The following is a 14,170-nucleotide window of genomic DNA, read 5'->3' on the forward strand; positions in this document are numbered from 1 at the left end:
GAGTGAACCTCTCACAGCACTCTCGAAAGGGCTCTATCGCGATGACCGCACCTCACATCATCAACCCTGCCGGGCTGTTGGACCAAGCTCTCGGCGACGCGTCGCCGGATCTGATGCGGCACTTGCTGTCCACGGTGATCAACTCGCTGTTGTCGGCCGACGCGGACGCGGTCTGCGGCGCCGAGTACGGGGCCGTGTCACCGGAGCGGGTCAACTCCCGTAACGGCTACCGCCATCGTGACCTGGACACCCGCGTCGGCACGATCGACGTCGCGGTCCCGAAACTGCGCCAAGGCACGTATTTCCCCGATTGGCTGCTCGAGCGGCGTAAGCGGGCCGAGGCCGCCCTGGTGAGCGTGGTCGCGACCTGCTACCTGCTCGGCGTCTCTACCCGGCGCATGGACAAACTCGTCCAGTCGCTGGGCATCACCAGCCTGTCCAGGTCACAGGTCTCCCGGATGGCCGTCGAACTCGACGCCCAGGTCGCGGCGTTCCGCACCCGGCCCCTGGACGAGTCCGGGCCGTTCACGTTCGTCGCCGCCGACGCGCTGACCATGAAGGTCCGTGAACAGGGCCGGGTGGTCAAAGCGGTCGTGCTCGTGGCGACCGGCGTCAACGCCGACGGCCACCGCGAAGTCCTCGGCGTCAAAGTCGCCACCAGCGAGACAAAACAGGCGTGGAACGCGTTCTTCGCCGACCTGGTCGCCCGCGGCCTGACCGGCGTGTGCTTGGTGACCAGCGACGCACATGCCGGCCTGGTCGACGCGATCGCCGCGAACCTGCCCGGCACCAGCTGGCAGCGCTGCCGCACCCACTACGCCGCGAACCTCATGGCCGTGTGCCCGAAATCGGCCTGGCCGGCGGTCAAGACCATGCTGCACTCGGTCTACGACCAGCCTGACCCGGACTCGGTTAACGCCCAGTTCGACAAACTCCTCGACTCGGTCAGCCGGTCCCTGCCCAAGGTCGCCGAACACCTCGACGACGCCCGCGCCGATCTGCTCGCCTTCACCGGCTTCCCACAGCAGATCTGGCGCCAGATCTGGTCGAACAACCCCAACGAACGCCTCAACAAGGAGATCCGCCGCCGCACCGACGTCGTCGGGATCTTCCCCGACCGCGACGCGATCATCCGCCTCGTCGGCGCTGTCCTGGCCGAACAACACGACGAATGGACCGAAGGCCGCCGTTACTTCGCTCTCGACGTCCTCGACCGCGCCCGCACCACACCCACCACCATCGTGTCCACCGCGACCGCCCAGGAACTTCAACTGGAGCCAGCAGCATGACCCACCCGACCGGCGAGCACACCATCCCCGACCCGGCCGAACGCGCCGCCCTCAACACCGCCCTGATCAACGACAACATCGAAACCGGCTGGTGGGACGACCAAGCCCGGCCCGCACCCTGGCCCGACGACATCGACCAATGGCAACCCGCCACCGGTGAACCCATCACCGGCGAACCCGGTCAACCCCTCCTCTAACCAAGATCAAATCGGAAGATCACCCAATACACCACATCCAGGGACTTGACCTACGAGCCCCTCGTGGACCGGTGGGCGACCGCCGGGTTCGCCGTCGTGCAGCCCACCCACCTCGATTCCCGCCGCAACCGCATCGGCCTCGACGATCCCCGCTTCGCGAGCATCTGGCGCGTGCGCATCGCAGATCAACACGCGATCCTGGACCACCTCGGCGACATCTTCGACCAGTTCAGCGGCCTGCCCACACGCGCGGATCACCATCGCGTCGCGATCGTCGGACACTCCTGGGGCGCGCAGACCACCGGAGCGCTGCTCGGCGCTCGCGTCCTCGATGCCGCCGGCACCCCGGGTGAGGGCCTCTCCCACCCTGCGGTCAAGGCCGGCGCGCTCCTTGCGGCGACCGGCACCGGCGACAGCCTGACCCCATTCGCGGTAGAACACCTGCCCTTCATGCGCCCGGACTACTCCACCATGAGTGTCCCGGCCTTGGTGATCACCGGCGGCAAGGACCAGTCCGCCATGTCCACCCGCGGCCCAGACTCGTTCACCGACGCCTACCACCTCAGCCCGGCGCCGAAGCGGCTTCTCAGCATCGCCGACGGCGAGCACACCCTGGGCGGGATCGCCGGAGAGTCCGTCAAAGAAACTACCGACGAGGACCCCGTCCGCGTCGCGCTCGTCGCGGACGCTGTCTCCGCCTACCTGCTCGACATCCTCGGTGTGGACGCGACGCCTTGGCGGGCGTTGGAGAAGCAGGCCACCGACAGTTCGGGCACCTTCACCATCGACAGCAAGTAGGCACTCGACGGCCCGGCTCGGCGCTTGTCGAGCCGAGGGCTCCGTTGCATCGAGGCCGCGACACCATTCAGGTGCACGGAGTCCCCGCCAGTGTGGAATCCGGATGGCACATCCAACCCGGTGAAGAGGTCGGCCATATCGCCGCCGGACGGTGCGGATGGAGATCCGAGACCAACCGATGCTCACCCTGCATCCGGGCGATGGCTTCCTGAGCCCCTCCTGGACGCCCACGACGTCACCGACCTCGGCCCCCGATACCGGCCCATGCTGTCGACCTACATCGCCGAGGCCGGACAGCCGCTGGCAACGTTCGTGTACTGACGCGCTACGCCGGTGAAAACCGGACCACAACGCCGGGACGGCGTCCGGCCCGCCGTCGTCAGTCTCGATGACGACGGCCCGGGCGCTGGTTCAGTCCTGTCCGCCAGTGCTGCTCATCCTCGACAATCCGAACCGGAAATCCGCAGGGAGTTCGTCATGACAGCAGTACGACCCGCACCCGTGATGGCCCCGACCGACTCGGCACGCAACCTGCTTCTCCTGCGAGCCAGCGAGATATTGTCGGTCACCACCACCACGGCGGACGTTGCAGATGCGGTTCGTGAGCTTCGAGGAATCGTCCTTGACGCGAGCCACCTGCATTTCGTCCTGGCCGGCGGTTCATCCGATCCGCTTGCCGAGCGGGCCATCGGTGAACGACGGACGTTCTATTTCACCGACGGCGCCGACCTCGCCGTCGCGTTCCCCGGCCAGGCGAACCCGGACTCGCAGGCGGCTGCCTGTGTACCAGTGGTCGGTTCAGCCGGTGTCCTGGGGGCCCTGCACCTGCGTTGGACCGCTCCCAGGAGGTTCTTCGTCGCCGAGCGGGCAGTAATCGCGACGCTGGCTGCGTACATCGCGCGAGCTTTGGAGCGGGCACAGCGGCTCGAAGCGCGGATCGGAGTCGCCGACACCCTGCAGGATGCGATCCTGTCCCGCCTGCCGGCCGTCGAACGCTACGAGCTCGCCGCCCTCTATCTTCCCGCGGACCGGCAAGAGAAGGTCGGAGGCGACTGGTACGACGTGGTCGCCGGGCGCGGAAGTCAGCTCACCCTGGCCATCGGAGACGTGGTCGGCCACGACATGGCCGCCGCGGCCCGGATGGGCCAACTGCGGAGCATGCTCCGCGCGTACATCGTCGATCGCCATGAGCCGCCATCCGCGCTGCTGCGCCGGCTCGATACGGCAAACCACGCTCTGGGCGAACCGATCGTCGCGACCGCCGTCGTCGCTGTCCTCGACAACCTCCCGCACGGCGGGTATCGCCTGCGGTGGTCCAACGCCGGGCACCCGCCGCCGGTGGTGATCCACCCGGACAAGACCGTCGAATCGCTGACCGGCAACGACCTCTTGCTGGGCGCGCGCCGCTTCGCCCGCCGGCACACGTGGACGACCCCGCTGGCGTGTGGCTCGACGGTGCTCCTGCACACCGACGGGCTGATCGAGCGTGCGGGCGGTACGGACAATATCGACGCCTCCCAACTGCACTTGCATCGACGGCTACACACGTGTCGGCAGGCCCGGCTACAGGATCTCCTTGAGGACGCAGTCGCAGATGTGGGAACAGACCGCACCGACGACATCGCCATGCTGGCTGTCCGGCTGCCGCCCGACGCGTGAGAGCACCCGGCGAATGGGCCCGGTACGGCAGTGGGACGCCTTGGCGAGGTGGACCGCTGATCCGGCGACCCCTTCAGTGCTCGGCCTGCTCCGCATCCGAGCCAGGCCGGATGCAGGGCGTGTCGGCGGGACCGGGCGTCAGAGTGTTCATCCGGATGTGTCGCAGATCGCGGCGAGCACCGGCAGCGACAGCAGTTCCGGGGTGCCCGAGCCGGTGGACCTGGATGACCCAGGCGATTACCGCTTTGAGAACTCCTGGATTGGCCAGGCCGACCAGAAGTAGGATTCGTAGGTCGTATGGGCCTGCGGAAGGCCCGGTACGGTGGATACGTCCTTGACCAGCATGCCGGTCTTGGCGTCAACGGTCAGCACCTCGCCGCCCTCGCCGCCGAACACCTGAGGGCATCGACGAAGTAGGCAATCAGCGGGGCGGCTAGCCTGGGTCGTGGGCGGCGCGCAGGCGCGTACTTCGATGAGGGCTTGTCTGCCCTGGGCCCGAAGCTCCCGGACGAGCCGTCGGCAACGGGTGACCCTGCGCCCGCCGTTCGAGGTGAGGTCCGTACTGGTCCGTTCCCTCCACATCGGACCGACCTCCCGGGTCAGCCGGCCTTTCAGTCTCATCGGTCGCGTGATCGACGTCGAGGTAACCGACTCACGCCGGTCACGGCTCTCCGACACCGATCGTGTCCTGACCACCGTTCTCTACCAACACAGACTCTGCACCCAAACCGTTCTGGGTAAACTTTCGGCTGCGGACCGCTCGCCGATCACCACTGCCGTCCGCCAGACCCGCGGCCATATCGATTTCGTCCAGCCGGTAAGCCCTCGCCGTCGTGGAAGCGGAGATCAGTAGGTGGCGCGGCCGCCACTTATGTCGTAGACAGCGCCGGTGGAGAAGCTGACCTTGTCGGAGGCGAGCCAGGCGATGAGCTCGGCCACCTCCTCGGGCCGGCCGACCCGCCTCATCGGGATCAGGCTGGTGATGTGGGCGAGCGCTTCCGGTCCGGTGCTGGCGTTCATCGGGGTCTCGATCACCGCCGGGGCGATGGCGTTGGCGAGCACGCCGCTGGTGGCGAGCTCCTTGCCGAGGGACTTGGTGAGGGCGATGACGGCGGCCTTGGAGGCCGAGTAGGGCGACATGGTGGGGTTGCCGTCCTTGCCGGCCATGCTGGCGATGTTGACGATGCGTCCCCAGCCGCGCTCGCGCATGCCAGGTACGAAGGCCTGGCAGGTGTGTAGGGTGCCGTTGACGTTGACGGCGAAGGTGCGGTTCCAGCCGTCTAGCGGGATTTCCCACAGTGGCGCGTTCGGGCCGATGATGCCGGCCGAGTTGATCAGGATGTCGACGGGGCCGACCTGCTCCGCGGCGGCTCGCACAGCGGCCGCGTCGGTGACGTCGATGTGCAGGTCGGCACCGTCGGCGATGTCCAGGGTGATGACCTTGACGCCGTCGGCGGCCAGGCGGGTGGCGGTGGCCGCGCCGAGGCCGCTCATGCCGCCGGTGACGACCGCGGTACGGGATGCGCTCATGGGGTGTCCTTGTCTGTCAGTGGGACTCGCGGGACACGGTCGCCGCTTGAGCCGAGGAGAATGTCGACGTCGGCGCCAGTGTTGGCCTGCCCGACGGTGTCGACGTAGAGCCGTTCCCAGCCGTGGCGTGGACGGTGTCGTTGAGGTGATCGATCAGCGGGCGGCCGGTCACCGTGATCGCCGCGGGATCGAGGAGGTCTCTGATCTCGTTCAGTACCGCGTGCAGGCCGCCGGCACGGTAGAGGTCGTCCATCAGGAAGCGGCCCGCCGGTTGCGGATCGACCAGCAGCGGCACCTCGGAACCGGTGTGGTCGAAGTCGTCCTGGATGAGTTCGACGCCGAGGCGGCCCGCGATGGCGAGCAGGTGCACGACCGCGTTCGTGGAGCCGCCGAGCGCGGCGAGGGCCACGATGGCGTTGAGGAACGAGCCGCGGGTCAGCACGGTGCTGGGGCGCCGTTCCGCGTCGACCATCTCGACAGCGAGTACGCCGGTGGCGTGGGCGGCCTCCAGCAGACGGCTGTCCGGGGCCGGGGTGCCGGCGCGGACCTCCTCGCTGAGCTTCCACACGTCGGTGCCGCAGCCGAGCGGGACACCCCGAGATGACCGGGAGGTTCAACGGGATGCCGCCGGCCGAGTAGATGCCGTCGGACACGCTGCGTGCCAGTTCGTTGAGGTGCGAGTTGCATGGCGTCAGGTCCGAGGCGGTGTTGGCGAGCGCGATGTGCGGCGGCCGTCGAACGCATCGGCGGGCAGGCCCCGGCGCATCCACGCGCGGTGGATGTAGCTGTTGCGGTCGTCGCCGGCGTACCACTGCGCGCTGCGTCGTGGCTGCACCGCCGCCTCCGAGGATTCTTATAGATGGAACATCGCTCGGTACTTCGAAAACTTGCCCGAACTGTAGAGGATCGAGCCACTTCCGAAAAGCCCTCAGCGACATCACTTTCATTTTATCGGAACATGAGTCTAATATTCGGAACGTGAATCAAGCAGGGGAGTCGTCCGACGACAAGCTGGTCGGCGCCGATCGGGTGCTGGCCGTGCTCGCCGAGCTGGCCCGGTGTCCCGACGGCATCGGCCTGGACGAGATGGCCCGCGCGATGTCCAGCGCCAAACCCACGGTTCACCGCGCCCTGGCCGCGCTGCGCCGCGCCGGCTTCGCCGGCCAGGACGGGTACGGCCGCTACGTGCTCGGCGACGAGTTCCTGCGCCTGGCGTTCACCCATCACGAGGCCCGCCCCGATCACGTCCGGGTGATGCCGATCCTGCGCGCGCTGTGCGACCGGTACGGCGAGACGGTGCACTACGCGACGCTCGACGGCCGCTCGGTCGTCTACCGGTCGAAGCTCGACCCGTCCACCGGAGCGGTCCGCCTGACCTCGGTGGTCGGCGGCCGCAATCCGGCGCACTGCACCGCCGTGGGCAAGATGCTGCTGGCCGACGCGCTGCGCGACGAGCAGACCGTCCGGGCCTGGGTCGGCGATCGGCCCCTCGAAACTCCGACCGATCGTTCCCTCGGCACAGTCGAGGACCTGCACGCCGAACTGGTCCGCGTCCGTGAACGCGGCTACAGCGTCGAGGACCAGGAGAACGAACCGGGCGTCAACTGCCTGGCCGTCCCCGCCTACCTGACGTCACCGGCCGTGCCCAGCGGCGCGATCAGCATCAGCGGCCTGGCCTACCGCACCCCGGTCCGGAAACTCGTCGACGACCTGCCCGCCATCCGCGCGATCATCACCGGCGAGACAGTGACCCCGTGACCACTCACTTCGCCGCCCGCCGGCCACCGACGCCGCCTACCTGCTCGGCGAAGGACCCGTCTGGGACGCCACCCGGCAGCGGCTGCTCTTGGTGGACATCGTCGCCAGCGCCGTCCACGAGGGTCTGCTCGACGTCGAGGCCGGCACGATCCGCCCGACCGACTGCTGGTCCTTCGCGCAGAGCGTCGGCGCGGTCGCCGTGGCCGCCGGCGGCGACCTGCTGGTCGCCGAACGGGAGACGCTCACCCGCGTCCATCCCGACCGCACTCGTACGCCCGTCGCGCGCGTCCTTGCGCCGGCCCGTCGTGCGAGTCGACGAGACTCACTACGTCGACGTGTCGGATCTGGTCACCGACTTCAACGAGGAGTTCTTCGGCGCCGCCGGCATCGCCCGGCTCGCCGGTCCGGTCGCTGAACGCGTCACCACCGGCGACGTCCACCAGTTCGGGGACCAGCGGATCGGCGCGCCCATCGCGCGCCCGCACCAGATCCTGGGTGTCGGCCTGAACTTCAGCGACCACGCCGCCGAGACCGGCCAGCCCGTGCCGAGCGAGCCGATCCTGTTCACCAAGAGCCCGAACACTCTGGTCGGGCCGAACGACGACGTGCGAATCCCGCGCGGCTCCACCAAGCCCGACTGGGACGTGGAGTTGGGCATCGTCATCGACTCGCGGGCCTCCTACCTCGGCTCCCCGGCGCACGCCCGCGCCGCGATTGCCGGGTACGTGCTGGTCAACGACGTCAGCGAGCGCGCGTTCCAACTGCAGCGGGGTGGGCAGTGGACCAAGGGCAAGTCCGCCGAGACGTTCAACCCGGCCGGACCGTGGCTCGCCACCCCGGACGCGATCCCGGACATCCATGACCTGGACATGTGGCTGGACGTCACCGTCATCGAGCTCGGCATCGGCCGGCCCGGCCGCGCCCGTCAGCACGTCATCGGCCCCCGCTGATGCGCGCGTTAGTCTTCACCGGACCCCACCAGGCCGAGGTGCAGCACGTTCCCGCCCCGGTCGCCGACCCTGGTCACGTGCTGGTCGACGTCGAACGGGTGGGAGTCTGCGGCACCGACCTCGAGCTGTTCACCGGCGAGATGAGCTACCTGCACACCGGCGGCTCCTCGTACCCGGTGCGCCCCGGCCACGAGTGGAGCGGCGTGGTCACCGCCGTCGGATCCGGCGTGGACCCGGCCTGGCTGGGCCGGCGGGTCACCGGCGACACCATGATCGGCTGCGGGCGGTGCGACCGCTGTGCGCATGGCCGCCACCACGTCTGCGCCGACCGCTACGAACTCGGCATCCGCGACGGACTTCCCGGAGCGCTGGCCGAGCATCGCCGGCGAGCTGGACGCCAACCTCGCTCAGCGGATCGGCTCGGACATCCTGCACCGCGCGGACGCCTTGTCACCCGCCGCGCTGGGTGAGGAGCGGGTGAGGGCTCGGCGGCGTTGACGGTGAGGATGGCGTGGTGGGGCGGCCCTGGGGGTTGCCCATTTTTGTGTGCGACGCCAGCGTGATCACGTCGGGATAGGCGACGGCCCTCCCGTGTTCCTTGGCAGGGGTGCCGGGAGGGCCGTACGGGTTGGCGCTCGGAGGCACCGTGGTCACGGTAGGCCCTGGTGTGGGTGTGGTGGAACGGCAACTGCGGTCGGGTGAGCTCAGGTGTCCGGACTGTCGCGGTGTGCTGCGTCCGTGGGGACGGGCGCGACCGCGGACGCTGCGGTCGGACATAACCGTGTCCGGAAGCCCCTGCAGGTCTGGCTGACAGTGCGGTGTTTGCGACCGGTTGAGGTCACGTAGGAGTCGGCGCGCCGTCCGGGGACACGGTTACCGGAGGTCGGCTGCGGCACCCCGGTCGCGGACGAAGACGTCGTAGGTGTCGTTGGTGTCACCGGGTATGAGGTTGGAGGCCAAGGATGTGTACGCGATGTACCGTCCATCGGCGCTGATCGCCGGTCCGGCGCTCCAGCCGTTGGTCTCGACGCCGCGGCCGCCGATGCTGATCCGGGTGGTGGCCGAAGTGAGCCGGTCCCGTAGGTAGATATCGGTGGCGTTGTTGGTGTCGCCCGGCGTCAGGTTCGACGCGTGGGAGGTGAACGCCACGTATCGCCCGTCGTTGCTGATCACTGGTTGTTGGCTGTCGCCGTTGGCCGAGCGGCCGACCGAGGTGCTCATCAGGCGGGTGGTGCCGGTTTTCAGATCCCGGACGAAGATGTCGGTGGCCTGGTTGGTGTCGCCGGGTGTCAGGTTGGTGGCGTGCGACATGAACACCACGTACCGCCCGTTCGGTGTCATGGCCGCGTTGGAGCTGCCGCCGTTGGCTCGGGCGCCGGTGCTGGAGACGCTGACCAGGCGGGTGGTTCCGGCCGTGCGGTCCCGGAGCAGGACGTCATAGGTGTGGTTGGTGTCGCCGGGCGCCAGATTCGAGGCCTCCGAGACGAGGGTGACATAGCGGCCGTCCGCGCTGATCGCGGCGGCGCCGGTCTCGTGGTCACCGCCGGCGCCGGCGTCCGACACACTGACCATGCTTGTGGTCCCGGTTCGCATGTCTCGCACGAACGCGTCGAGCCGCTCGCCGTTGCTGTCATTGGGCACCAGATTCGGCGCGTACGAGCTGAACGCGACGTAGCGGCCATCCGCGGTGATCACCGGAACGAGGCTGTCGGCGCTGCCCTGCCCGCCGGAGCTGGACACGCTGGCTCTGGTGATGGTGCCGGCCCGCAGGTCGCGGACGAAGACATCAGCGACGTTGTTGGTGTCCCCCGGGACCAAGTGTGAATCCGACGAAGCGAAGGCGACGTAGCGACCGTCCCCGCTGATCGCCCCGTTGCCGGCGTTTGCGTCGCTTTGGGCGCCCGTGCTGGACACGTTGATTCGGGTGGTGGTGCCGGCCTGCAGGTCCCGGACGAACAGGTCGCCGATGTCGTTGGTGTCGCCGGGAACCAGAGTGGAATCGTTTGAGCCGAAAACGACGTAGCGGCCGTCGGCGCTGATGCTGTGGCCGTAGCTGCTGTCGGCTGCCTGCAGGCCGGTGTGGGACACGCTGACCCGCTGGGTCGTGGCCGGCCGGGCCTCGTCCGGTGTGGCCTGGGCCGCGGCGGACGGTCCGGCGGCAGCGAGTAGCGCTGCGACGCCGACCGCGACGGCCGTTCCTGCCGATCTTCGGTGATGGACTCGATGAACCGGGGACACGGCGACGGTGAGGTGGGCAGCCGCGGTGGTACGGCGGCTGGGACGAGATGCTGGTCGATGCATGACGGGCTCCGCTTCTCGGTGGACGGTCACTGAGTTGGTCCGTCCGTAATCCGCTGCGGTTCGCCTGTGTCGTCTACCCGACGGCGCGACCGACGGGTATATCGCAAGGTGACACTGGTCAACAGCCCTGTGCGGCACGGCACGGATGCATACTGAGCGTGAGAGGACGGCATCACGCCATGCAGAGACCGATGTCAAAAGCCTGGCCTGAATCGCCTCCGCCGGTGATCTGGCAGCCCTGGGGGGCAAGCCCCACAGTCGCCACCGTTCGATGTACGCCGGCACGGTGAACCGTTCACGTTGTGCTGGCGTGTCTGGTCGGGTGCTGCAAAAGGCCGTGGCGGTCGGCCCAGCCGCGTACCGTCGCCGCGATCGCCTCCGGAAGGTCCTCGGGCGCATGGTGCCCGGCGAGGCCGAGGTGTTCGGTCTCCAGCCCGGCGATGTTCCGGGCGCACCAGTCGAGCAGCGGCTGTCCCATCATCGCTCCTGGTCCCCGTTGGAAGGCGAGCAGCAGCTTCGGCACGTCCGGGCTGGTGGCCAGCCAGGTGTCGTACCGCTCGATGCGCGCGACGACCTCGGCGGGTTCGCCGCCGAGGGGCATGGACCGCGCCCATCGCAGCAGCGGCCGGCGGCTCTCCGGCGTCGGGTACGGCTCCAGATAGACCTTGAGATCCTCGGCGGCGAGGCCACGCACGACGCTGAAGGGCAGCAGCTGGGTGAGGAACGCGTTGTCGTCGAGGATCAGGGCCTCGCCGGCACCGGGCGTCTTGATCGACCGGAACAGGGCGCGGCCGTCCTCGGGGAATTCCTCCCACGTCATGGGTTTCACGATGGTCTCCAGGAAGGCGAGGCCGCGCACCCGGCCGGGGTTCCGCCCCGCCCAGTCGAACGCGAGCGCACCACCCCAGTCGTGACCGACCAGCACGACCTCCTCCAGGTTGAGCGCGTCGAACCAGGCGTCCAAATAGCGAGCGTGGTCGTCGAAGGTGTATTCGAGGTCGGGCTTGCCGGACTCCCCCATGCCGATGAGGTCCGGCGCGAGCCGCCGGCCGGCACCGACGGCCGGCAGGACGTTTCGCCACAGGTACGAGGAGGTCGGGTTGCCGTGCAGGAACACGATGGGAACGCCGGTGCCGAGTTCGCGATGGACCATTGTGGAATGGAGAACGGCGGTGGTGGGCATGGCAAGGCCTTTCAGAGGTTGAGGGTGAGGATGCGGTCGACCGCGATCTCCATCACGACGCGGCCGGGCCGAACAGGCGGCAGCGATCGGTAGCGGCCGCGATAGGCGCGCACGCCGTCGCCGACCCGTGCCGGATCGTCCGACACGGTCGCGGTGCCTTCGAGCGTGATCCAGCGCGGGCCCGAGACCTGGCACAGCGCCACGCGGCCGGCGCCGCGGTGCACCACGTTGCGGACCTTGCGGCTGGACGCGACCGTCAGCACGCGGGCCAGGCCGGCGGCCGGGTTCCAGGTGAACCGGACGGCCGTGACGTGCGGGGAGCCGTCCGGTCGCAATGTCGTCAGCGTGCCCAGGTGCGAGTCGGCAAGGAACGCCGCGGCTCGCGCCGACGGTGCGGCCGCGGCCCGTGGGGGTGTCACTTCTTCTTCGCTACGGCTTCGCGCCAGATCAGGCCCGCGATGCTCGGCCTGACCTCGGTGGTGATGACAGCCATCGCCCGCTGGACGAATCGGTCGTCGGTCAGCTGCGCCACCATGCTCGCGGCCAGATCGATCCGGGCCGTGAACAGCCCGTCCGCGACATCTTCGCGCACCTGATACGGGGTGACTTCCGGATGGTCGAACAGCCCGGACGGCCGGGCGATCGTCCAGGCCAGGTCGCTGTCGCGCACCAGGGCCTCCATGCGGCGCATGTCGTCGTGCGCGGTGCGGGCGATCCGGCGGTTGACCAGCGGATCCATGACGTTGTTGAAGAAGAACTCGCCGCTGGGCCGCCAGGTCGGGTCCATCACGCTGGAACTGACGGTGATCAGCCGCTTCACCCCGTGCCGCCGCATGGCCGCCACGATGTTCGCGTTGCCCTGCGAATACACGGTGATCGGCTTGCGGGACGGCGGGCTGCCCAGACTGGACAGCACCGCGTCGTTGCCGGCGACAGCCCGGGCTACGGAGTCGGGATCGGTCACGTCGGCGGTCACCACGGTCAGGCCGGCCCGCGGTGCGATCGCGCCGGGGCGGCGGGTGACCGCGGTGACCTCATGCCCGGCGGCCAGGGCCTGCTCGGTGAGCCGGTGACCGGTCGGGCCGGTAGCACCGAAGATGACGGTACGCATGGTGTGCTCCCTTGCTGCGGGGGTTGACGGCGTTGACCATCCCGCGACGGCGGAGCAGTATTCAACTGTGCTGAATAAAACTCGGGGCCGCCCGCGCGGCAATCCCAACACCAAGGCCCAGATCGCCGAGGCCGCCCGGGTGCTGTTCACCCAGCACGGCTACAAGGCCACCACGGTCCGCGCGGTCGCCGCCGCGGCCGGCGTCGACCAGGCGCTGATCAGCTATCACTTCGGCTCCAAGAAGGGCCTGTTCGGCCAATCGCTGAACCTGCTCTGCCTCGAGCCCGACACCCTCGACCAAGCCCTGCACGGCGACCGCGCAGGCCTCGCCGACCGGCTCTTGGCCGCCGTCACCGCCGGGTGGGACGCCACCACCCCCGCCGAGAACCGCCTCGCCCTCGCCGACGACGACACCATGCGGGCCCTACGCGACTACCTGCAGAGTGAGCTGGTCGTCCGCATTGCTGAATTTCTCGGCGGTCCGGACGCCACCGAACGAGCCACCGCCGCCGTCGGCGTCATCGGCGGCCTCATCTTCACCCGCTATCTCAACCCGATCCGCCCGATCGCCACGCTGCCCGCGACCGAGATGCCCCGCATCTTCGGCCCGGCACTACGCGCCGCCCTACACACCCGCACCGGGCGCCGCTGACGGCCCATGCCGCGAGATCTCCGGGTTCGAGTTCATGGTGGGCTGATGCACCACACCATGGCGCGGCCCTGCCCTGGCGCCTCGGCCGTCATGCTCGACGTACGCCCTGCAGCGCCCTGCCCATCCGCCCGCACTACCAGACCTGGCTTGAAGCGGAAGCATGCAGCGCTGCCTGGACCATCAGGTCCAAAGACAGGCCTATTCGCTCCGACCTCAACCCAGGCGCAACTCGATGGCAAGGAGTGTCCGGCGAGGCCTGCTGCAGCACTCACCGGCGAGGTCGCGTTGACGCCGGACGAGTCGCTGTACGACGCGGGCCATAGCCGGACCGCCGAGTTGCTGCTGGTGGTCGACGAGTTCGAAAACGTGTTCTCGGCCTCCGTACCGACAGTGAGCGGGCGGCCTTCATCGCCGCCCTGGTGGCTCCGTGCCGCGCGGACGGCAAGACCCGCGCGGTCCTCGCGGTACGCGCCGATCACTACCCGAGGTTCGTGGAGTTCCCGGACCTGCTCGCCGCGATGCAGGACGGGCAGCTACTGGCAGGTGGGATGAGCCCGGCCGAGTTGCGCGAGGCCGTCGTGAAACCGGCCAACCGCGTCGGGATGCGGGTCGAGGGCGTCCTGGTCTCCGCGATCGTGGCCGAGGTGGCGGGCAGGCCCGGAGCGCTTCCGCTGGCCTCGCACGCGTTGCTCGAGGCGTGGCGGCGGCGCCGCGGCACCACGATCACACTGGAGGGCTACCA

At 69.0% G+C, this 14,170-nt stretch carries 16 protein-coding genes and 2 pseudogenes; 10 read left to right on the top strand and 8 right to left on the bottom strand.

Annotated elements, in window-relative coordinates; all coding sequences use genetic code 11:
* Positions 1-41 precede the first annotated feature (41 nt).
* From DMB66_RS31055 to DMB66_RS31070, 4 genes are all read left to right on the top strand, one after another.
* A complete protein-coding gene (locus DMB66_RS31055; RefSeq protein WP_125807674.1) occupies positions 42-1,289 on the top strand; it encodes an IS256 family transposase in 1,248 nt (415 codons plus the stop codon).
* Positions 1,286-1,486, top strand: coding sequence for a hypothetical protein (locus tag DMB66_RS31060; protein ID WP_125807675.1), 201 nt, complete (start codon positions 1,286-1,288; stop codon positions 1,484-1,486). Before DMB66_RS31055 ends, DMB66_RS31060 begins: the two co-directional genes overlap by 4 nt.
* A 45-nt stretch (positions 1,487-1,531) precedes the next feature.
* Entirely contained in the window at positions 1,532-2,284 is a 753-nt protein-coding gene (locus DMB66_RS31065; RefSeq protein ID WP_199752713.1) for a chlorophyllase, read from the top strand.
* 504 nt (positions 2,285-2,788) lie between these two features.
* Positions 2,789-3,943: a PP2C family protein-serine/threonine phosphatase gene (locus DMB66_RS31070; RefSeq protein WP_233624972.1), complete on the top strand. Its 1,155-nt coding sequence runs from the start codon at positions 2,789-2,791 to the stop codon at positions 3,941-3,943.
* A 237-nt stretch (positions 3,944-4,180) separates the two neighbouring features.
* Here DMB66_RS31070 and DMB66_RS61505 read toward each other — a convergent pair whose 3' ends face one another.
* From DMB66_RS61505 to DMB66_RS64210, 4 genes and pseudogenes are all read right to left on the bottom strand, one after another.
* Entirely contained in the window at positions 4,181-4,339 is a 159-nt protein-coding gene (locus tag DMB66_RS61505) for a hypothetical protein (protein WP_158647423.1), read from the bottom strand.
* Between the two features lie 450 nt (positions 4,340-4,789).
* Complete coding sequence (locus DMB66_RS31075; protein WP_125807677.1) at positions 4,790-5,473, bottom strand: SDR family NAD(P)-dependent oxidoreductase; 684 nt, start codon at positions 5,471-5,473, stop codon at positions 4,790-4,792.
* A gap of 16 nt (positions 5,474-5,489) precedes the next feature.
* Entirely contained in the window at positions 5,490-6,041 is a 552-nt protein-coding gene (locus DMB66_RS64205) for a dihydroxy-acid dehydratase (RefSeq protein ID WP_233624973.1), read from the bottom strand.
* 82 nt (positions 6,042-6,123) lie between these two features.
* A pseudogene (locus DMB66_RS64210) lies at positions 6,124-6,420 on the bottom strand (hypothetical protein); the annotation flags it as partial.
* Between the two features lie 31 nt (positions 6,421-6,451).
* Here DMB66_RS64210 and DMB66_RS31085 point away from each other — a divergent pair.
* The 4 genes from DMB66_RS31085 (at position 6,452) to DMB66_RS31100 (ending at position 8,651) form a co-directional block, all read left to right on the top strand.
* A complete protein-coding gene (locus tag DMB66_RS31085; RefSeq protein WP_199752714.1) occupies positions 6,452-7,231 on the top strand; it encodes an IclR family transcriptional regulator in 780 nt (259 codons plus the stop codon).
* 91 nt (positions 7,232-7,322) lie between these two features.
* Entirely contained in the window at positions 7,323-7,646 is a 324-nt protein-coding gene (locus tag DMB66_RS31090; protein ID WP_233624974.1) for a hypothetical protein, read from the top strand.
* The gene (locus DMB66_RS31095) at positions 7,537-8,181 is read left to right on the top strand and encodes a fumarylacetoacetate hydrolase family protein (RefSeq protein WP_199752724.1); all 645 of its coding nucleotides are present in this window, start codon (positions 7,537-7,539) and stop codon (positions 8,179-8,181) included. Before DMB66_RS31090 ends, DMB66_RS31095 begins: the two co-directional genes overlap by 110 nt.
* Entirely contained in the window at positions 8,181-8,651 is a 471-nt protein-coding gene (locus tag DMB66_RS31100; protein WP_125807679.1) for an alcohol dehydrogenase catalytic domain-containing protein, read from the top strand. The genes DMB66_RS31095 and DMB66_RS31100 overlap by 1 nt, the downstream gene beginning before the upstream one ends.
* Before the next feature lie 403 nt (positions 8,652-9,054).
* On the opposite strand, the gene DMB66_RS31105 is transcribed toward DMB66_RS31100, so the two are convergent.
* The 4 genes from DMB66_RS31105 to DMB66_RS31120 form a co-directional block, all read right to left on the bottom strand.
* Positions 9,055-10,482, bottom strand: a complete 1,428-nt coding sequence (locus DMB66_RS31105) for a PD40 domain-containing protein (RefSeq protein WP_158647424.1) — start codon at positions 10,480-10,482, stop codon at positions 9,055-9,057.
* A gap of 295 nt (positions 10,483-10,777) precedes the next feature.
* Complete coding sequence (locus DMB66_RS31110) at positions 10,778-11,665, bottom strand: haloalkane dehalogenase (RefSeq protein ID WP_125807681.1); 888 nt, start codon at positions 11,663-11,665, stop codon at positions 10,778-10,780.
* Positions 11,666-11,676: 11 nt separating this feature from the next.
* A complete protein-coding gene (locus DMB66_RS31115) occupies positions 11,677-12,084 on the bottom strand; it encodes a pyridoxamine 5'-phosphate oxidase family protein (protein WP_125807682.1) in 408 nt (135 codons plus the stop codon).
* Positions 12,081-12,776 carry an NAD(P)-dependent oxidoreductase gene (locus DMB66_RS31120; RefSeq protein WP_125807683.1) on the bottom strand — a complete coding sequence of 232 codons (696 nt, stop codon included), beginning with the start codon at positions 12,774-12,776 and terminating at the stop codon, positions 12,081-12,083. Before DMB66_RS31120 ends, DMB66_RS31115 begins: the two co-directional genes overlap by 4 nt.
* Positions 12,777-12,843: 67 nt before the next feature.
* Here DMB66_RS31120 and DMB66_RS31125 point away from each other — a divergent pair, with 67 nt between their 5' ends.
* Together DMB66_RS31125 and DMB66_RS66075 are read left to right on the top strand one after the other, a co-directional pair.
* Complete coding sequence (locus DMB66_RS31125) at positions 12,844-13,428, top strand: TetR/AcrR family transcriptional regulator (protein WP_125807684.1); 585 nt, start codon at positions 12,844-12,846, stop codon at positions 13,426-13,428.
* Positions 13,429-13,847: 419 nt separating this feature from the next.
* Positions 13,848-14,168, top strand: a pseudogene (locus DMB66_RS66075) (hypothetical protein); the annotation flags it as partial.
* Between the last annotated feature and the right edge of the window lie 2 nt (positions 14,169-14,170).

It is taken from the genome of Actinoplanes sp. ATCC 53533 (assembly GCF_003947245.1).